Source organism: Sphingobium sp. UBA5915 (assembly GCF_002431195.1).
GTDB lineage: Bacteria > Pseudomonadota > Alphaproteobacteria > Sphingomonadales > Sphingomonadaceae > Sphingobium > Sphingobium soli.
The window spans coordinates 1-17,598 of the sequence record NZ_DJDV01000074.1; the positions used below are offsets into that span (position 1 = coordinate 1).

Annotated in this window: 19 protein-coding genes and 1 pseudogene; 7 read left to right on the plus strand and 13 right to left on the minus strand. The window is 66.8% G+C overall.

Going from position 1 to position 17,598, the window contains the following annotated elements:
• Positions 1–181, minus strand: a pseudogene (locus B2V90_RS11950) (ABC transporter ATP-binding protein); the annotation flags it as partial.
• A 43-nt stretch (positions 182–224) separates the two neighbouring features.
• Here B2V90_RS11950 and queG point away from each other — a divergent pair.
• Positions 225–1,265 (plus strand): tRNA epoxyqueuosine(34) reductase QueG, encoded by a 1,041-nt coding sequence (gene queG / locus B2V90_RS11955; protein WP_228222735.1) that lies wholly within the window; start codon positions 225–227, stop codon positions 1,263–1,265.
• A gap of 465 nt (positions 1,266–1,730) precedes the next feature.
• Here queG and B2V90_RS11960 read toward each other — a convergent pair whose 3' ends face one another.
• Both B2V90_RS11960 and B2V90_RS11965 read right to left on the minus strand, forming a co-directional pair.
• Complete coding sequence (locus tag B2V90_RS11960; protein ID WP_037542381.1) at positions 1,731–2,099, minus strand: hypothetical protein; 369 nt, start codon at positions 2,097–2,099, stop codon at positions 1,731–1,733.
• Positions 2,099–2,755, minus strand: a complete 657-nt coding sequence (locus B2V90_RS11965; protein WP_228222696.1) for an EI24 domain-containing protein — start codon at positions 2,753–2,755, stop codon at positions 2,099–2,101. Before B2V90_RS11965 ends, B2V90_RS11960 begins: the two co-directional genes overlap by 1 nt.
• 107 nt (positions 2,756–2,862) lie before the next feature.
• Here B2V90_RS11965 and B2V90_RS11970 point away from each other — a divergent pair, with 107 nt between their 5' ends.
• Positions 2,863–3,864: an adenosine kinase gene (locus tag B2V90_RS11970; RefSeq protein ID WP_228222695.1), complete on the plus strand. Its 1,002-nt coding sequence runs from the start codon at positions 2,863–2,865 to the stop codon at positions 3,862–3,864.
• Between the two features lie 34 nt (positions 3,865–3,898).
• On the opposite strand, the gene B2V90_RS11975 is transcribed toward B2V90_RS11970, so the two are convergent.
• The 3 genes from B2V90_RS11975 to tsaD are packed head-to-tail and all read right to left on the minus strand — an operon-like array spanning position 3,899 to position 7,470.
• Positions 3,899–5,419, minus strand: coding sequence for a lipopolysaccharide biosynthesis protein (locus B2V90_RS11975; protein ID WP_009820372.1), 1,521 nt, complete (start codon positions 5,417–5,419; stop codon positions 3,899–3,901).
• Positions 5,420–5,450: 31 nt separating this feature from the next.
• The gene (locus B2V90_RS11980; RefSeq protein ID WP_228222694.1) at positions 5,451–6,422 is read right to left on the minus strand and encodes an NAD(P)H-dependent glycerol-3-phosphate dehydrogenase; all 972 of its coding nucleotides are present in this window, start codon (positions 6,420–6,422) and stop codon (positions 5,451–5,453) included.
• A gap of 13 nt (positions 6,423–6,435) precedes the next feature.
• The gene (tsaD, locus tag B2V90_RS11985; protein ID WP_228222693.1) at positions 6,436–7,470 is read right to left on the minus strand and encodes a tRNA (adenosine(37)-N6)-threonylcarbamoyltransferase complex transferase subunit TsaD; all 1,035 of its coding nucleotides are present in this window, start codon (positions 7,468–7,470) and stop codon (positions 6,436–6,438) included.
• Between the two features lie 44 nt (positions 7,471–7,514).
• Here tsaD and hemC point away from each other — a divergent pair, with 44 nt between their 5' ends.
• The 3 genes from hemC to B2V90_RS12000 are packed head-to-tail and all read left to right on the plus strand — an operon-like array spanning position 7,515 to position 10,020.
• Positions 7,515–8,456 (plus strand): hydroxymethylbilane synthase, encoded by a 942-nt coding sequence (gene hemC / locus B2V90_RS11990; RefSeq protein WP_228222692.1) that lies wholly within the window; start codon positions 7,515–7,517, stop codon positions 8,454–8,456.
• The gene (locus B2V90_RS11995; RefSeq protein WP_228222691.1) at positions 8,453–9,136 is read left to right on the plus strand and encodes a uroporphyrinogen-III synthase; all 684 of its coding nucleotides are present in this window, start codon (positions 8,453–8,455) and stop codon (positions 9,134–9,136) included. The genes hemC and B2V90_RS11995 overlap by 4 nt, the downstream gene beginning before the upstream one ends.
• Entirely contained in the window at positions 9,133–10,020 is an 888-nt protein-coding gene (locus B2V90_RS12000; protein WP_228222690.1) for a hypothetical protein, read from the plus strand. Before B2V90_RS11995 ends, B2V90_RS12000 begins: the two co-directional genes overlap by 4 nt.
• A gap of 7 nt (positions 10,021–10,027) precedes the next feature.
• On the opposite strand, the gene pgeF is transcribed toward B2V90_RS12000, so the two are convergent.
• Complete coding sequence (pgeF, locus tag B2V90_RS12005) at positions 10,028–10,789, minus strand: peptidoglycan editing factor PgeF (protein ID WP_228222689.1); 762 nt, start codon at positions 10,787–10,789, stop codon at positions 10,028–10,030.
• 131 nt (positions 10,790–10,920) lie between these two features.
• On the opposite strand from pgeF, the gene B2V90_RS12010 reads away from it, so the two are divergent.
• Entirely contained in the window at positions 10,921–12,501 is a 1,581-nt protein-coding gene (locus B2V90_RS12010) for an amino acid permease (RefSeq protein ID WP_228222688.1), read from the plus strand.
• A 40-nt stretch (positions 12,502–12,541) separates the two neighbouring features.
• Here B2V90_RS12010 and B2V90_RS12015 read toward each other — a convergent pair whose 3' ends face one another.
• Complete coding sequence (locus B2V90_RS12015) at positions 12,542–13,807, minus strand: multidrug effflux MFS transporter (protein ID WP_228222687.1); 1,266 nt, start codon at positions 13,805–13,807, stop codon at positions 12,542–12,544.
• Between the two features lie 191 nt (positions 13,808–13,998).
• Between B2V90_RS12015 and B2V90_RS12020 the strand changes: the two genes are divergently transcribed.
• Positions 13,999–14,295 carry a hypothetical protein gene (locus B2V90_RS12020; RefSeq protein ID WP_009820363.1) on the plus strand — a complete coding sequence of 99 codons (297 nt, stop codon included), beginning with the start codon at positions 13,999–14,001 and terminating at the stop codon, positions 14,293–14,295.
• A gap of 4 nt (positions 14,296–14,299) precedes the next feature.
• On the opposite strand, the gene B2V90_RS12025 is transcribed toward B2V90_RS12020, so the two are convergent.
• The 5 genes from B2V90_RS12025 to B2V90_RS12045 are packed head-to-tail and all read right to left on the minus strand — an operon-like array spanning position 14,300 to position 17,539.
• On the minus strand, positions 14,300–15,433 hold the full coding sequence (locus tag B2V90_RS12025) for a GNAT family N-acetyltransferase (protein WP_037542373.1): 1,134 nt from the start codon (positions 15,431–15,433) through the stop codon (positions 14,300–14,302).
• Positions 15,426–16,148: a glycerophosphodiester phosphodiesterase family protein gene (locus tag B2V90_RS12030; protein WP_228222686.1), complete on the minus strand. Its 723-nt coding sequence runs from the start codon at positions 16,146–16,148 to the stop codon at positions 15,426–15,428. The genes B2V90_RS12025 and B2V90_RS12030 overlap by 8 nt, the downstream gene beginning before the upstream one ends.
• A complete protein-coding gene (locus B2V90_RS12035) occupies positions 16,132–16,593 on the minus strand; it encodes a RidA family protein (RefSeq protein ID WP_228222685.1) in 462 nt (153 codons plus the stop codon). The genes B2V90_RS12030 and B2V90_RS12035 overlap by 17 nt, the downstream gene beginning before the upstream one ends.
• A complete protein-coding gene (locus tag B2V90_RS12040) occupies positions 16,590–17,243 on the minus strand; it encodes an HAD family hydrolase (protein WP_228222684.1) in 654 nt (217 codons plus the stop codon). The genes B2V90_RS12035 and B2V90_RS12040 overlap by 4 nt, the downstream gene beginning before the upstream one ends.
• Positions 17,240–17,539 carry a DUF3572 family protein gene (locus B2V90_RS12045; protein WP_228222683.1) on the minus strand — a complete coding sequence of 100 codons (300 nt, stop codon included), beginning with the start codon at positions 17,537–17,539 and terminating at the stop codon, positions 17,240–17,242. Before B2V90_RS12045 ends, B2V90_RS12040 begins: the two co-directional genes overlap by 4 nt.
• Positions 17,540–17,598 lie beyond the last annotated feature (59 nt).

A 17,598-nucleotide genomic window follows, 5' to 3' on the forward strand; every position in this document is an offset into this window, starting at 1 on the left:
TCTTGCCCGCGCCATTGGGACCTAAAATGCCGTAGATCGCGCCCGCGGGCACCGCGATGTCGACGCCATCGACCGCGCGGAAGTTGCCGAATGTCTTGACGAGCCCATGGCCTTCGACGGCGAAGACGGGCATGGGGGCCGGAATGGAGGCGGAGGACGGGGCCGGGGTGTCGCCGATCATCCCGCCCTGATAGTCTGGACCCGTGGCCGTGCCTATAGAAACCTTGGAGCAGCGCCTTAAGGCGCAGGCGCAGCAGCTGGGCTTTGCCGCCTGCCGTATCGCCGACGCCGACGCCGCGCCGCAAAGCGCCGCGCGGCTGCGCCAATGGCTGGACGCCGGCCATCATGGCGACATGCTGTGGATGGAGGAGCGCGCCGACCAACGCGGCTCGCCGCGCGGCCTGTGGCCCGCCGTGCGCAGCGTCATCATGCTGGGGATGAGCTATGCGCCGGGCCGCGATCCGCTGGCGCTGGCCGATGCGCCCGACCGCGCGCGCTTTTCGGTCTATGCGCAGGGCAAGGATTATCACGATGTCGTCAAGAAGGCGCTGAAGGCGCTCGCCCGCTGGCTCGTGGAGCAGCAGGCGCGCGAGGGCGAGGCCGGCGGGCTCAAGGTCTTCGTCGATACAGCGCCGGTGATGGAAAAACCCCTAGCGCAGGGCGCGGGGCTTGGCTGGCAGGGCAAGCACAGCAATCTGGTCAGTCGCGACCATGGCAGCTGGCTGTTCCTGGGGGCCATCTATACCGAACGGGCGCTGACGCCTGACGCGCCCGAACGCGATCATTGCGGCAGCTGCACCGCCTGTCAGGCCGCCTGCCCGACCGATGCCTTCCCAGCCCCCTATGTCGTCGATGCGCGCCGCTGTATATCCTACCTCACCATCGAACATAAGGGGCCGATCCCGCAGGACCTGCGGGAAGGCATCGGCAACCGCGTTTATGGCTGCGACGATTGCCTGGCGGTCTGCCCCTGGAACAAATTTGCCGACCATGCCGCCGCGAACAAGGCGTTCCTCGGCCGAGCCGAACTCGCCGCACCCGACATCGGCGACCTGCTCGACCTCGATGACGCGACCTTTCGCGAAATTTTCTCCGGCTCGCCGATCAAGCGCATCGGCCGCAACCGCCTGGTCCGCAACGCCGCCATCGCCGCAGGCAACAGCGCCGACCCGCGCCTGCTCGCACGCTTACGCCCCCTGTGCGACGATGAAGACCCCGTCATCGCCGAAGCCGCTGCCTGGGCCATCGCCAAACTCACCGCCTGACCGCCCGCGTCCCCTGACGGCGGAGGTGCCGGAGTCATCCTCCCCCGTCAGGGGAGGTGGCAGCACGCAGTGCTGACGGCGGGGTGTCCCGCGCCCGCCCCGCGCCTCCGCTTGAATTGCCAGCCCGCGCAGCCAAACCGCGCGGAAGAAAGCGCCCTTGCCACTTCAAGCCCAAGAAGACCTGCCCGTCACCATCGCTCACGCGGCAACCTATCTCCCCCGGCATGGTCCATCATACACAACGCCATGCCGCCCAGACCCCCATCCATCCTATTCGCTTCCAAAATAGGATTTCGCCCGCTCTACCCTTGGCGATGACCCAAAGCCGCTTCCCCAGGCCATCCACGCCGCTATCCCGCTCGCAACAGCTGTCGCTTCGTGGTCGCTTCGCAGGCGCATAGTGGTCGCTTCGGGCCAAAAACGCCCGGCGACACTATGAACTTTGCCCGCTTCGAAAATCGGTGCCTATTTCGACTGGAGCGCGCTCACGCAGGCGGCCGGATCGACATCCGCGCCGGTCGGGTTGCGCGCGTCGACATGCGTCACCACCGGCTCCTTGCCCCGCGCGGGCGCATAAAGATAGGCGTCGAGCACGCAGCGGCCATTGGCGAATTGCAGTTTGCGTACCGTGGTCTCGCGAATGTCGAGCCGGGGCGTGCCGAACAATTGCGTCAGGCGGCGTGCGTCCGATCCCATCAGCGGCCCCTGTTTCTGGAAGGCGCTGGCCGGCGGGCCGGCGGGCGGCGGAGCGTAGCTGCCTCTGGGAACGACCGACCCGCCACAGGCGGCGAGCGGGGCCAGCAGCAGAAACGACAGGAAACGGGGGGCAATCATCATCTGGTCTTCCGGCCGAGCAGCATATGAACCGCCATAGCCGCGCTGAAGATCGGCGCAAGCAGGTTGACCAGCGGCACCAGGAACAGAAGCGCCGAAACGAGCCCCATGAGCCACCGGCTGCCGCGCGGGATGGGTGGCAGCGCGGGATGACGCGGCTCGACCATGTCGGCCATGTCGCGGCCCAGCAGAATGGCGTTGAGCGCCAGGAAGAGGCCGATCGTGCCTACGCCCGTCACCAGCAGCGCGATATAGGCGGGCAGCGCCAGCAGATTCCAGCCGATGGCGCGCCCCAGCGAGGCAAGCGCCAGCCGCACGCTGCGCCCCCACCCCACCGGCCTGGCGGCGACATGGGGATAATCGGCGCGCTCGACCGCCGCGACGATATCGTCGGCAAACAGGCCCATCACCGCCATCGCCGTCGCCCGGAACAGCAGCCATCCCGCCGCGACCAGGACGATCGCCGTTGCACTTGCCTCGGCGAGGCCCCCGCCGCCCCAGCCCAGCGCCAGCCGCGCGGCATGAAATCCGCTCCACAGGGCTGCGCCCAGCAGCGCGAACAGCAACAGCGTCAGCGCCAAAGTCTTGGCCAACAGGCGCAGCGTCGCCCGCTGGAAGATGGAAGGGAAAGCGCGCAGCGCGGCGGTCAGGATCATGCTTCCGCTATCCGCTGCCCTAGCCCCGCCGTCAATCAGCGCCGTTGCGCCCACGCCGCCGGCCCGGTAGAGACGGCGCAATTTTATTACCAGCATAAGGATATTGCGTGACCGCTTCCGCCCCCACGCTCGACGTCGTCGCCATCGGCAACGCCATTGTCGATGTTCTCGCCCGCAGCGACGATGCCTTTCTGGCGCAGCACGCGCTGACCAAGGGCGGCATGCAGCTGATCGACGCCGCCATGGCCGAAAGCCTCTATGCCGACATGCCCCAGGCAAAGGAAATCAGCGGCGGGTCGGCCGCCAACACGCTGGCGGGCTTGGCTGCGCTGGGGAAAAAATGCGGTTTCATCGGTCAGGTCAATGACGATCAGCTGGGTGAGGTCTTCGCCCATGACGTCCATGCGCTGGGCATCCGGTTCGACACGCCCGCCATGAAGGGCGACGTGCCCACCGCCCGCTGCCTCATCCTGGTGACGCCCGACGCGCAGCGCACGATGAACACCTTTCTGGGCGCCTCGCAATTTCTGCCGGAAGCCGCGCTCGACCTCGACATGATCCGCTCTGCCGGCATCCTTTATCTCGAAGGCTATTTGTGGGACCCGGAACAGCCCCGCGCGGCGATGCGGGCGGCGATCGAGGCCGCGCGCGATGCGGGCCGCAAGGTCGCCTTCACCCTGTCGGACAATTTCGTCATCGACCGGCATCGCGCCGACTTCCTCGACCTCATCGACCAGGGTCTTATCGACATCCTCTTTTCCAACGAGGGCGAAATCCAGTCGCTGGCGCAGGTGGATGATTTCGACAAGGCGCTCGCCCGCTTCGCCGGCAAGGTGCCGGTGCTGGTGTCGACGCGCAGCGAAAAGGGCGCAGTCGCGGTGGTCGATGGCACACGCTATGAAGCGCCCGCCGCACCAGTCAGCCAGATCATCGACACGACCGGCGCGGGCGACCTGTTCGCCGCCGGCTTCCTTGCCGCCCATATCGAAGGGCGCGATGTTGCCGATTGCCTGAACCTCGGCGCAGCGGCGGCGGCCGAAGTGATTTCCCACTGGGGCGCCCGGCCCGAAGCCGATCTGGTGGTGATCCGCGACCAGCTGTTCGCCTGACCTGGCGCAGCGGAAGGCGCGGCTGGTCTCTGGGTCAGCCCGCCTTCTGCTTGCGGAACAGCGCGCGGTCATCGGGGCCAAAGCCCCAGCGCCAGATGACCAGCGCATAGGCCCCCAAAATCGCCCAGACGCCGACCGCCAGCTCGACCCATTCGAACCGCGGCGGCAGCGCGACAAAGCCCGCCCCCACGATGCAAGCGACCCCCGCCGCGCTCAGCAGCGGCCAGCGCCATGCGTTGATCGGTGCGCCGAGCAGCCGCGAGAGCAGTCGCGCCTTCACCAGCGCACCCAGCGCCAGCGCCAGGCACAGCGCCAGCGCCGGGGCGGCCGCCACCCACAGACCCGGCAGCTCCATCTGCCGGGCGAGCAGGATGAGCGCGAAGCTGAGCGCCGCCTGGCACCCGATCATCACCAGCGAGATCATCAGGTTGCGGTGCCGGGCGATATAGACCAGCGCCGATTCGCTCACCACCGCCGTCGCCGCCACCACTTCGGCCAGCAGCAGGAAGGCGAGCGCGCCGGTCCCCCCGACGAAATGCGGTCCCACCAGCCCCATCACCGCTTCGCCCGGAATGCCCAGCGCCAGCGCAATCCCGGCCTGCGCCGCGATGATCCAGAAACCGACTTGGCTCACCTGCTTGGCGATGGCGGCCAGGTTGTTTTCCGCCAGATTGCGCGTGATGACCGGCCCCAATATCGGGTCGAAACTGGTCTTGAGCTTCTGCGGCAGCGACGCGACCTGCTGCGCTACATAATAGATGCCGATCACCGCCGGGCTGACGAACAGGCCCAATATCGCCATGTCGAGCCGGCGCGATCCCCATTCGACGCCGTCGGCCGCCGCCAGCGGCAGGTTGCGCCGCGCCAACCGCCACAGTCGGCCACCATCGGGCCGCCAGCCGCGCGGCACGCCATAATGGCGCATCAGCGGGATGATCGACGCCACCAGCGCCGCGATCATCGACACGGCATAGGACAGGATCAGGCCGTCGCGCGTCGAATAAAAGGCAAAGGCAAAGGCGCCGATGCTGATCGCCCAGGGTTCGATGATCGATCGCGCCCGCACGGTCGCGCCAATGTCGAACCGATAGGCGCAGGCAGCGAGCGCCACATCGGACCCTGCAACCCCGATCACCACCAGCGCCAGCAACCGATCAAGCCCGTTGATGCTGCTGTTGGGGAACATCGCCTGCGGAAAAGCGATCAGGATCGCCGCGCCCAGCAACGACGCCAGGAACGTCACCAGCATCGCGTCGGCAACGACATGATTATGCGGCCGCTCGGTCTGGGCGAGCGCGCCGGCGAGGCCGCGCTTGAGGCCCAGCGTCGCGATCTGGGCGATGAATTCCACCACCAGCACGGCATAAGCGAAACGGCCGAGCGCATCTGCGCCATACCAGCGACCCGCGATGAACAGAAACGGAAGCCGCGCCGCCAGCCGCAGCAGGAAGCCAAAGATATTCGTCCGCCCACCCTTCGCCAGCGCGGCGATATCGTCCCGGTCATCGGGCAGCGACCGGTCGGTCGCGGTCAGCGGCGGTTCGGCCGGCGTCATGACGGGGAAAGGGATGTGGGCACGGGGCGCTTTATTCGGGTCGCAACGGCCGCGCAAGCAGCGCGTCGATCACATCGGATAATGGTGCGGCCTCGGACAGCAGGGCGCAGACCGCCTCCACCACCGGCATTTCGACTCCCGCCGCGCGCGCTGCGTCGCGCAGCACCGGGGCGGTATGCGCGCCTTCGGCCACGGTCCGGCGGTTGGACAACAGCTCAGCCGCGCTCGCGCCCTCGCCCAGCCCCTTGCCGAGCGAGAAATTGCGCGAATTGGTGGACGAGCAGGTCAGCACAAGGTCGCCCAGCCCCGACAGCCCACCCAGCGTTTCGACCCGCGCGCCACGCGCCAGGCCAAAGCGCGTCATTTCGGCAAAGCCCCGCGAAATCAGCGCCGCGCGGGCATTGAGGCCAAGCCCCGCGCCCTCCGCGACACCACAGGCGATGGCGAGCACATTCTTGACCGCGCCGCCAATCTCCGCGCCGATGACATCGTCGGACAGATAGGGGCGGAAGGACGGACGCGCGATCCGCGCGGCAAGGCGCTGGCCCAGATCCCGATCCTCGCACGCCAAAGTGACGGCGGTCGGCAGCCCCTTCGCCACCTCATGGGCAAAGGTCGGACCGGACAGGACCGCTATGGGCGAATCCGGTTGCGCCTGCGCCGCGACTTCCGACATGAGCAGGCTGCTGCCCGCCTCGATCCCCTTCGAGCATAACACCAACGGCACCCCCGCCGGGGCCTGCGAGACCACGGCGCGCAGATGTTGGGCGGGACTGACCACCAGCAGCATCTCACAGGCGGCAAGGTCGCCCATCGACCCAGTCGCCCGGACCGAAGGCGATAGCGGGATATTGGCGAGGTAGAGCGGATTTTGATGGCTGGCATTGATCGCGTCCACCACATCCGGTTCCAGCGCCCACAACGCCACATCCTGGCGATCGCTGGCCAGCAATTGCGCCAGCGCCGTGCCCCATGCGCCCGCGCCGATGACTCCCGCCTTCATGCCTTCACGCCCCTCATGCCTTGACACCGGCGCCGCGCGCCTTTTCCGCCGCCGGGTCGAGCGGCCAGCGCGGCCGGGCCGGAACGCTCAGGTCATCGACCATGCCGGCAGCATAGCGTTCCGCGCCTGCCCAGGCGATCATCGCCGCATTGTCGGTGCAAAGCCACAGCGGCGGCGCGACGAAGGGCAGGTCATGGGCGGCGGCCAAGTCTTCGAGCGCGGCGCGGATCGCCTGATTGGCGGCGACGCCCCCGGCGACGACCAGCGCGGTGACGCCCGCGCTTTCGCCCAACGCCCTTCGCGTCCGATCAACCAGGCAATCGATCACCGCCTGCTGGAAGGATGCCGCGATATCCTCGGTCGCATAGTGGCCGGATTGAACCGCGCGCATCACCGCGCTTTTGAGACCCGCGAAGGAAAAATGCGGCTCCGCCGTGCCGGCCAGCGGCCGGGGCAAGGGCACCGCCTTGGGATTGCCCATGGCCGCCGCCTTCTCGACCAGCGGCCCGCCGGGATAACCAAGGCCCAGCAGCTTGGCTGTCTTGTCGAACGCCTCGCCCGCCGCATCGTCGATCGTGGTGGCTAGCCGCGCATAGTCGCCCGGCCCCTTCACATGCAGCAACTGGCAATGGCCGCCGGACACCAGCAGCAAAAGATAAGGAAATTGCAGCGTCCGATCGGCCAGCCGGGGCGAGAGCGCATGCCCCTCCAGATGGTTGACCGCGACCAGCGGTTTGCCGGCCGCATGGGCGAGCGCCTTGCCGGTGACGAGGCCGACCATCACTCCGCCGATCAGGCCCGGCCCGGCGGTCGCGGCGATCACGTCCACATCGGCCAGCGTCATCTTCGCGTCGGCCAGCGCGGCTTCGATCAGGGGGCTGAGCGCCTCGACATGGGCGCGCGCGGCGATTTCGGGCACGACGCCGCCATAGGGGCGATGCGCCTCCTCCTGCGTCGCGAGGCGATGCGCCAAAATGCGTCCATCGGCCGTCACCAGCGCCGCTGCGGTTTCATCGCAGCTCGATTCCAGGCCCAGAATGATGGTCATTGCCGCTTCCATCTAATGCCGCTGGTCATTAGAGCAAGCTGGATATGCTTTTCACCCCACAAAGCGACATGGGCCGGCCGCTGCGCCTGGGCACCAGGGGATCGCCGCTCGCCCTGGCGCAGGCGCGCATGACCGCGCAGGCGTTGATCGCCGCCCATGGCTGGACCGCCGACGCGATCGAAATCGTCACCGTCCAGACCAGTGGCGACCGGATTCAGGACCGGGCGCTCGCGGACATCGGGGGCAAGGCGCTCTGGACCAAGGAACTGGACCGGGCGCTGGTCGCCGGGGAAACCGATCTGTCCGTCCACAGCATGAAGGATGTGGAAACCGTCAGGCACGACATATTCCATATCGCCGCGATGCTGCCGCGCGCCGACCCGCGCGACAAGCTGATAGGCGCGGCCAGTTTCGACGCCCTGCCTCCCAACCCGATCGTCGGCACCAGTTCGCCGCGGCGCGGCGCCCAGGTCAAAAGGCTGCGCCCCGACGCCACCATCACCCTGTTCCGGGGCAATGTCGCGACACGGCTGGCAAAGCTGGCGGCGGGGGAGGTGCATGCGACCTTGCTGGCGGCGGCCGGGCTCGATCGGCTGGACCAGGGGGATGTCGGCACGATCATCCCGGTCGACACGATGCTGCCCGCCCCGTCACAGGGCGCGGTGGGCATCGAGATATTGGCCGGCAACGCGCCTGTCATCGAAGCCGTGGCAGCGATCAATCATCGCGACACGTTCGACACCGTCATGATGGAGCGCGCCGTGCTGCGCGGCCTGGGCGGCACCTGCCATTCACCAATCGCCGCGCTCGCGCTGGTCGACGGCGACGATCTGATGCTGCGCGCCGAGATCATCAGCCCCGACGGGCAGGAAACGGTCAGCGAGAATCTGCGCCTGGCACGCGGCGACTTGGATGCGGGCGAAGCTCTGGGCCGCGCGCTGCTCGACCGCGCCAGCCCGGCCCTGCGCGCCCTGTTCGAGGCGTGAGCCGCATCCTCATCCTGCGGCCGCAGCCGGGCGCCGATCGCACCGCAGAGAGGGCGCGGCAGCTTGGCCTGTCGCCTGTGGTCCATCCGCTGTTCGCGCCGGAAACGCTGGACTGGCCTGCTCCCCCGGCACAGGATTTCGACGCGCTGCTGTTGACCAGCGCCAATGGTGCGCGCTGCGCCGGTCCCGCGCTGAAGGCGTATCACGCCCTGCCAACCTATGCCGTGGGGCAGGCCACGGCCGATGCTCTTCATGCCGCGGGATGGGACGATGTGGCGGCGGGCGACGCGGATGGCAGCGCCATCGCCGCGCGGATCGCGCGGGACGGGCATCGCCGCGTGCTCCACATTGCCGGCACGACCGTCGCGCCGATCGAGGCCGGTCCGCTCGCCATCACCCGCATCGCCGTCTATCATATGGCCGCGCTTCCGTCCGATCCGGCGCTGATTGCGGCAACAACGCCGGGCGCGATCCTGCTGGTTCACTCGCCGCGCGCGGGAGAACAACTGGCGGCGCAGATGCCGCAATCCCGGCGCGGCGCGCTGCACCTGATCGCGATCAGCGCCAACGTGCTGGTCGCCTGTGGCGATGGCTGGGCCAGCGCCGCCTGCCCACCGCGGCCCGATGATGACGAGATGCTGGCTCTTGCCCGCGCTTTGTGCGAAGGACAGCAGCAATGACAGACGAACGGGTCAGCATGGATGGCGACAGCGTGGATGCCGGCACATTTTCGCCTGCGCCGGCGCGGCGGCGCAGCCTTCTGCCGCTGCTGATCCTTACGCTTCTGGCCTTTGCGCTGGGGGTGGGCCTGACCGTCTGGGCCTGGCCGCAGATCCAGAGCCGCTGGGGGCGGACGCAAAGCCAGAAAACCGCCACACCCACCCCCCGCGCCAGCCTGCCCGCCGCCACCCCCCGCCCGCTCTCGAACGATAGCGCCCAAATGCTCGATGGGCGCGTCGTGCAACTGGAAGAAAGGCTGACCCGCATCACGGTGGAGGCGCAGGCCGCATCCGCCAACGCAGCCCGCGCCGAAGGACTGCTGGTCGCCTTCGCCGCGCGGCGCGCGCTCGATAATGGCGGTCCGCTCGGCTATATTGAGGGGCAATTACGGCTGCGCTTCGGCCAGGCACAACCGCGTGCCGTCGCCACCATCATCAACGCGGCGCGCGAACCGGTAACGCTCGCCGATCTGCGCGCGGGCCTTGCCAATATCGGTAATGCGCTGGTCAAGCCGCCGGCCAGCGCCAGTTGGTGGGACGCGCTGGAACATGAAGCGCGCGAACTTGTCACCATTCGCAAGGCCGATGCGCCCTCACCCCGCCCCGAAGCCGCCTATGATCGCGCGATGCGCTATCTCGACGGCGGCCGGGTCAGCGCGGCGCTGGCGCAGGTCGAACATATGCCTGGCCGGGCGGTCGCGGAAAAATGGGTGCAGATGGCCCGCCGCTACATGGAAGCGCGCCGGGCGCTCGACCTCATCGAAACGGCGGCGATCCTGGAGCCGCGGACCTTGCGCAGCAGCGAAGGCGCGCCGGTCGCGCAAACCTCGCCGCTCGCGCCCTGATCCGTCTTTACGCCGGCAGTCCGATCATCGACATCTGCCGGCCATAGCCCGGCTCGCCCCGATGACAGGCGCGGCGATAGCTGAAGAAGCGGTCCGGCTGGCTATAGGTATCCTCGTCCAGCACCGCGACCCGCGCTACACCCGCCGCCGCCAGTCGCGCCGCGACATAGCCGCCGATGTCGAATTGCAGGTGGCCGGGCTTGCCCGCTGAAAAGAAGCGCGCATTGTCCGCGTCCTGCTCCTCGAAGCGATGCGCGAAATCGTCCGTCACCTCATAGGAGGCGCGGCCGATGCACGGGCCGATCGCCGCCACGATCCGCGATCGCGTTGCGCCCAGCGCCTCCATCGCCGCCAGCGTCGCGTCGGTAACGCCGCCGATCGCGCCTTTCCACCCGGCATGGGCCGCCCCCACCACGCCCGCCGCCGGATCGGCAAACAGCACAGGCACGCAGTCGGCGGTCAATATGCCCAGCAACAGCCCCGGCCGGTCAGTGACGATCGCGTCCGCCTCCGGCCGGGCGTCCATGGCGAAAGGCGCTGTCACCGTCTCCGCGCGCGCCGAATGCACTTGCCGCACCGTGACCAGTGCAGCGCCCGGCAGGACGGCATCGCGCGCCAGATCGCGATTGCGCACAATCGCATCAGGATCATCCTCCGACCCCAGCCCGACATTGAGGCCCGCATAAATGCCGCCGGACACGCCGCCCCGCCGCCCGGCAAAGCCGTGGGGAACGGCATCGAGCAGCGGCGCCTTTATCAATTCAACCATGGCGCCCTTGTGCCTTTCCTGTCATGACCGCGCAACATACTTGCGCGCGGCAGATTAGGCGATAGTCTGCCCTTCCCATAGGCAAAAGGGGTTCGCCGATCGGCGTTCCGGGCTAAGGGAACAACAATCTCATGATATTCGGGCGCGTAAAGCCTCTCGACGCCATATTGGCGACGGCGGAAAAGAAATCACTGCATCGGTCTCTGGGGGCCTTTCAGCTCACCATGCTGGGTATCGGCGCGGTTATCGGCACCGGCATTTTCGTGCTGACCGCCGAAGCCGCGCAAAAGGCGGGGCCGGGCATGATGCTCTCCTTCGTCATCGCCGGCTTCGTCTGTGCCGTGGCGGCGCTCTGCTACGCGGAAATGGCCGCGATGGTCCCGGTGTCGGGATCGGCCTATACCTACAGCTATGCGGTGATGGGCGAAGTCATCGCCTGGATGGTCGGCTGGGCGCTGATCCTGGAATATGCGGTCGCCGCCGGCGCCGTGTCGGTGGGCTGGTCGGGCTATGTCGTAGGCCTCATCGAACATACGTTCCAGATGGACATACCCAATATCCTGACGCGCGGGCCTTATGACGGCGGCATCGTCAACCTGCCAGCCATGCTGATCGCCGCGCTCGTTACCTGGCTGCTCGTCATCGGCACGAAGGAAAGCGCGACCGTCAACGCCGTGCTGGTCGCGATCAAGGTGGCGGCGCTGACGCTGTTCATCATCTTGTCGGTGCCGGTCATGAACATGGACGGTTTCTCGCCCTTCGCGCCGCTCGGCTTTGCCGGCATTTCGGCGGCTGCGGCTTCCATCTTCTTCGCCTATGTCGGGTTCGACGCAGTGTCGACCGCGGCTGAGGAAACCAAGAATCCCCAGCGCAACATGCCGATCGGCCTTATCGGCTCACTCGCCATCTGCACCGTCTTCTACATGCTGGTCGCCGCTGGCGTCATCGGCACCGTAGGCGCCCAGCCCGTAACGGCCGGCAACATCCCGATCGCGCAGGGCGGCATCGCGCTGGCGCCCGGCTCCACCGAATTGTCCGCGCAGTGCGCCGCGCTGGCCAAGGCCGGAACAGAAGCCGTCACCTGTTCAAAGGAGGCGCTGGCCTGGACCCTGCGTGAAATCGGCTGGCCCCAGATCGGCAACCTGCTCGGCCTCGCCGCCGGCCTGGCGCTGCCCTCAGTCATCCTGATGATGATGTTCGGCCAGACCCGCATCTTCTTCGTCATGAGCCGCGATGGCCTGCTGCCCGACTTCTTCTCGAAGGTGCATCCGGTCTACAAGACGCCGCATGTCATCACCATCCTGACCGGCATCTTCGTCGCGCTGTTCGCCGCTTTCTTCCCGGTCGGCATCCTGGCGGACATCTCCAATTCCGGCACGCTTTTCGCCTTTGCCGCCGTGTCGATCGCAGTCATGGTGCTGCGCCGGACCGACCCGACGCGCAAGCGGCCTTTCCGCACGCCTGCGATCATGGTCACAGCGCCCATCGCGATCATCGGGTGCATGTATCTGTTCTGGAGCCTGGGCAGCGACACCAAGCTGATGTTCGTGGGTTGGGCCACGGTCGGCCTGATCGTCTACTTCGCCTATAGCCGCAACCGCAGCCATGTGGGCCGGGGTATCGTCGACGTAGCGGAGGACGACGCTGCCGTACCCCCGCAGCCGGTACCGCCGCTGCCGGGCGCGCCGACGCCGGGCGGAAAGGACGCCTGATCCAGACTGAAGCGGGGCGGGAAACCGCCCCGTTTTCGTTTCAGCGCCCTACCGACTCAACAGGGTCACGCAGCGCGGCCAGATTGGGGCGAGTGAAGAGCTTTCCCCGCTCGGCCCAGACCACGATCAGGAAAGACAGAACCCCGAACACCAGCAATCCCAGGGTAAAGGGCAATGTCGTGCCATCGAACGCCCGGCCAACCAGGCTGCCCAGCGCGGCCGACACAGCCGTCGTCAAAAATGCCTGAAAGGATGAAGCAACGCCCGCGCCCTTGTGGAACGGCTCCATCGAAATGGCGCTGAAATTGGCCGCCGTGAAGGCGACCGTCAGCATGGTGAGCGACTGAAGCGCGACGAACGTGGCCAGCGTTTCCCACCCCTTCAGGATCACGGCCAGATGAATCGCAGCGATCAGGCAGAAGGCGATCAGTGCGGTCTGGCTCATGCGACGCGCGCCAAAGCGCTGCACCAGGCGACTGTTGATCAGGCTGCCGACCCCCATGCAGCCGGCAATGGTGGCAAAGCCGATCGGGAAGATGGTCGCTGCATCGAACACGTCGAAGAAAATCTGCTGCACCGACAGGATGAACCCGATCAGCCCGCCCATCACCACCCCGCTCGCCAGCATATAGCCGATCGAACTGCGCGTTCGCAGCACCACGCCGATGGTGGCCATCAGGCCCCGCGCCGTGATGCGCATGCGGTTTTCCACCGCCAACGTTTCAGGCATCCGCACCAGCATCCAGATCAGGATCATGCTGGCCAGTATCACCAGCATCCAGAATATCCAGCGCCATGGCGCAACCAGCAGGATCGCCTGCCCGAAACTAGGTGCCACCACCGGGATCAGCATGAATACCGCAAAGATCAGCGACATGACCCGCGCCATCGCGTCGCCATGAAACCTGTCGCGGACGATGCCGACGGTGATGACGCGACTCGCGCCTGCGAAAAATCCGGCGCAACCGCGTCCGACGAGCAGCATCGCGAAGCTCGGCGCGGTGGCGCACAGGATCGTCGACAACACGAACAGCGCCATGGCGCTGCCCAGCACCGCCTTGCGCCCGAATCGGTCGGACAAGACGCCGAAGAGAAGAGATCCGGCGCCCAATCCCAAGAAATAGACGCTGATGATGTGCTGCCGGTCATTGGGGTGAGCAATGGCCAGGTCGCGCCCGATCGCAGGCAGCGCCGGCAGCATCGGATCGGTCGACAGGGCGTTCATCGCCATCAGGCACGCGCACAGCAGCACGAATTCCCGGAAATGAATGTCCCGGGGCGGCGATGATGAAGATGTCGAACTCATGCGCAGGCTATGGGGATTAAGCGTCGCCCACGCCACCCCCAAAAGGCTATCCGATGCGCCCGCCCGTCAGCACGCCATATATGGCAAATAACCCGTTAACCATTTTTTATCCGGTCCATCGCCATGATGCACCCAACGTACAAACCAAAGGGTCACATTTTGCTTTAGCGACAGGACAGGGGGTTGGTTTCATGGGTAACAGTTTCAAAAGCGCGCAATTTTTGATGGAAGCCCGGATGTCGCGGGCGGCCTATGGATCGGCGGACGACTGTTTTGACCTTGGCGTCGCCTATAGCTGCGGAACCGGCGGCCTGCCCATCGACCTAGTCGAAGCGCATAAATGGTTCAACCTCGCCGCGATGCGCGGCAGCCAGCAGGGCCAGTCGATGCGCGCGGAAATCGCAGAGGAAATGACAGCGCGCCAGATCGCCGAAGCACAGCGCCAGGCCCGCGCGCTGATCGCGCCGCGCCAGGCCCGCGCCGCCTGATGCTCTAACCGCCCTTGCGAAACGGGGTTCGCTGCGCCAGCCATTGCCGGTCGCGCTGCACTTCTTCCCGTTCGGCCTCCAGAAATCCGGCCACCGCGCGCCGGAAGCTGGCATTGGGGATATAATGGGCCGACCATGTCGGTTCGGGCGCATAGCCGCGCGCCAGTTTGTGCCCGCCCTGCGCTCCGGCTTCCACCCGGGGTAGCCCGCGCGCAATGGCCACGTCGATCGCCTGATAATAGCAGAGTTCGAAATGCAGGTTGGGCACGTCCTCGACGCAGCCCCAATAGCGGCCATAAAGCGTATTGCCGCCAATCAGGTTGAGCGCACCGGCAATCGGCGCGCCATTGCGCAGCGCCAGCATCAACAACAGCCTGTCGGCCATCGTCTCGCCCAGGATCGAAAAGAAATCGCGGGTCAGATAGGGCCGCCCCCATTTGCGCGCGCCCGTATCCTGATAAAATTCCCAGAAAATATCCCAATGCGCTTCGGTCAGGTCGCCCCCGGTCAGGTGGATGATATCCAGCCCTTCCACCGCACGGCGGCGTTCCTTGCGAATATTCTTGCGCTTCTCGCTCGACAGCTCGGCCAGGAAATCATCGAAGTCGCCATAGCCGCGATTGGTCCAGTGAAACTGACTGTCTTCACGGATCAGCCATCCATTCGCCTCGAACAGCGGCACCTGGTCCGGCGCGACGAAGGTGGCGTGCGCCGATGACAACCCGTTGCGTTCGACCAGCGTCTCGATCCCGGCGATGAGCCCCGGCGCCATCGCCCCATCGCGCAGCAATAGGCGCGGACCGGGTACGGGGGAAAAGGGCGCGGCAAGCTGGATCTTGGGGTAATAGCGGCCACCCGCCCGCTCCCATGCGTCGGCCCAGCCCTGGTCGAACACATATTCGCCCTGGCTGTGGCTCTTGGCATAGAGCGGCGCGGCGGCGGCCATCTGTCCATCGGCATCGTCAATCACCAGCGGCAGGGGCTGCCAGCCGCTTGCTCCCCCGACGCTTCCGGATCGCTCGAGCGCACTCAGGAAGTGCCAGCTGACGAATGGATTGTCCGCCCCGGCGCAGGCATCCCATTGGTCCTGGGGCAACTCCGCGACACCGTTCGCGACACGCGCGATCACCTCAGCCACGGCCAAGCTCATGGATGATCTGATCGGCGTGACGCGCCGCGCGCGCCTGATCGTCCGGGGTGCGGACCGTCCAGCTCAGCACGGGCACGCCCCGGCTGCGCATCCGCGCGGTAAAGGGGGAAGGCAGATCGCGAATGTCACAGGCCAGAAAATCGGGTTTCGCCAGCCAAAGTGCAAGGGCGCGCTCGGCCCATCGGCGCATCGGCCCCTTATTCTGCTGGCTCACCACCCATCCGCGCAGTTGTCGCGGTCTCTGGAGGACAAACCAGCGGAGCACCAGCGGATTGAACGCCATGACCGCCACCGGCGCATCCAGCCATGCGTCCAGGTCCCGCGCAACCGCCGCCGCGATCTTGGCGACGCGCCAACCGTCCGTCTTGATCTCGACCAGCAGCGGCGTCATTCCGTCGCACAGCGCCAGCAAGTCCGACAGGCGCGGAACAGCGCCGCCGTCGGGCAACCGCGCTCCGTCAAGCTGCGCGCCATACTGATCCGCGATCGGCCCCGCACGTCCCGTCATCCGCCCAAGATCGTCGTCATGAAAGACGAAGGCGACGCTGTCGCGGCTGATCCGCACATCGCATTCGATGCCATGGCCGGCGGCGATGGCGGCCCGGAACGCCGCCATGCCATTCTCGCTCGCGCCGTTTCCGTGCAGCCCGCGATGGGCAAAGGGCCGTGCGGTCAGGACATCCGTGTCAGGCCGGCCGGACAAGGACGATCGCGTCGATTTCGACGACCGCGCCCAGCGGCAGCACGGGCACGCCCACGGCGCTGCGCGCATGTTTGCCCGCGTCGCCAAAGACATCGACCATCAGTTCCGACGCACCGTTGGCGACCTTTGGCTGGTCGGTAAAGTCGGCCGCGCTGCTGATGAAAGCGCCCAGCTTCACGATGCGCTCCACCCGGTCGAGCGAACCCAGCGCCGCCTTCATCTGGGCGATAAGGTTGAGGCCGCAGACTCGCGCGGCGGCGACGCCATAGTCCAGGTCGCGGTCCTCGCCCAGCCGTCCGGTCATCAGGCCATCGGGCGCCAGCGCGATCTGGCCGCTGATGTGCAGCAGGCCATTGGCCTCCACGGTGGGGACATAGGCGGCGACCGGCGCTGCGGCCTGGGGCAAGGTGATGCCGAGTTCGGCAAGGCGGGCGTCGATGCTCATGACATGGCTCCTGTAGTAACGATATCCTTGGGGGCCGGCCCCTGCGCCAGCCTTTGCATGATCCACGCCTCGGCCGCGACCCAATCGTCGATCCGGGCATGGGCATAAGGCGCGGCGGGAACGCCGGCAGCGATTTCTGCCTCGCCGACCATGTGCAGCCGCCACACATCGGGCGCATGCGTCGCGACCGAATGATGATGTTCGGCCAGATCATCGATGAACAGCGCGATGCTGGGCTGACGATCGGCAACGATGTCGGCCAACGGCCGGCCCTTGCCGCCCTGATTCCAGTGGACCGGAAAATCCAGCCCCAATGCGGCCAGTTGCGCGATCCGCTGCTGATGGTGGCGCTCGCCGATATTGGTCAGCACCTCGATATCAGCGACGCGCGACAGACGCAGCAGCGCGTCCACCGCGCCCGCGATCGGCGCCTGCCGGTGCATTTCAGTGTCGAAAAAGCCGACGAGCAACTGCCAGACTAGTTCGCGTTCCAGTGGCTCGCCGCTATCCTTGTGGCGCAGCGCCTCGGCAAAGCTGCGGTCATGCATATCGAAATGCACGTCATGCGTCTCGTCCAGCCAATGGCGAAAGGGGACGACCATGTGCAGCAGCACTTCGTCGCAATCGGTGATGATCAGGGGTCGCGTCATCGGATCAGTCTCTCCTGCGCCGCGATCAGCGCGGCGGGGCTGGTGTCGATCGCCTGCGCGCAGGCGATGAGGTCGGGCTCATGGTCGGCCAGGAAGCTCAGCACGGCGGCGAGCACCTGCGGCTCGCCAACGCTCGCGCGCAGCGTATCGGCATCCATACCGGTAAGCGCCAGCAACCGGTCCGCTCGCGCGCCATCCGCCAGTATCCAGCCCAGCGCCAGCAGCGCCAGCAGCGCGGGGTCCTGCGCATCCGTAGCGCTGCTATCCGGCTTGCGATTCGGGCTGTCGGGTCGCATGATAGGGCCTTCTGGCGGGGAAGCGGGCGGGGCGCGCTTCACAGGTGAATTGCGGGTGA

Excerpts from the sequence above, each read along its gene's own strand:
- B2V90_RS12000 (WP_228222690.1), top strand. The coding sequence starts at position 9,133 with ATGACAGACGAACGGGTCAGCATGGATGGCGACAGCGTGGATGCCGGC.
- B2V90_RS11965 (WP_228222696.1), bottom strand. The coding sequence starts at position 2,755 with ATGATCCTGACCGCCGCGCTGCGCGCTTTCCCTTCCATCTTCCAGCGG.
- B2V90_RS11960 (WP_037542381.1), bottom strand. The coding sequence starts at position 2,099 with ATGATTGCCCCCCGTTTCCTGTCGTTTCTGCTGCTGGCCCCGCTCGCC.
- B2V90_RS12040 (WP_228222684.1), bottom strand. The coding sequence starts at position 17,243 with ATGACGCGACCCCTGATCATCACCGATTGCGACGAAGTGCTGCTGCAC.
- B2V90_RS11975 (WP_009820372.1), bottom strand. The coding sequence starts at position 5,419 with ATGACGCCGGCCGAACCGCCGCTGACCGCGACCGACCGGTCGCTGCCC.
- hemC (WP_228222692.1), top strand. The coding sequence starts at position 7,515 with ATGCTTTTCACCCCACAAAGCGACATGGGCCGGCCGCTGCGCCTGGGC.
- pgeF (WP_228222689.1), bottom strand. The coding sequence starts at position 10,789 with ATGGTTGAATTGATAAAGGCGCCGCTGCTCGATGCCGTTCCCCACGGC.
- B2V90_RS12020 (WP_009820363.1), top strand. The coding sequence starts at position 13,999 with ATGGGTAACAGTTTCAAAAGCGCGCAATTTTTGATGGAAGCCCGGATG.
- B2V90_RS12010 (WP_228222688.1), top strand. The coding sequence starts at position 10,921 with ATGATATTCGGGCGCGTAAAGCCTCTCGACGCCATATTGGCGACGGCG.
- B2V90_RS12035 (WP_228222685.1), bottom strand. The coding sequence starts at position 16,593 with ATGAGCATCGACGCCCGCCTTGCCGAACTCGGCATCACCTTGCCCCAG.
- B2V90_RS11980 (WP_228222694.1), bottom strand. The coding sequence starts at position 6,422 with ATGAAGGCGGGAGTCATCGGCGCGGGCGCATGGGGCACGGCGCTGGCG.
- B2V90_RS12045 (WP_228222683.1), bottom strand. The coding sequence starts at position 17,539 with ATGCGACCCGACAGCCCGAATCGCAAGCCGGATAGCAGCGCTACGGAT.
- B2V90_RS12015 (WP_228222687.1), bottom strand. The coding sequence starts at position 13,807 with ATGAGTTCGACATCTTCATCATCGCCGCCCCGGGACATTCATTTCCGG.
- tsaD (WP_228222693.1), bottom strand. The coding sequence starts at position 7,470 with ATGACCATCATTCTGGGCCTGGAATCGAGCTGCGATGAAACCGCAGCG.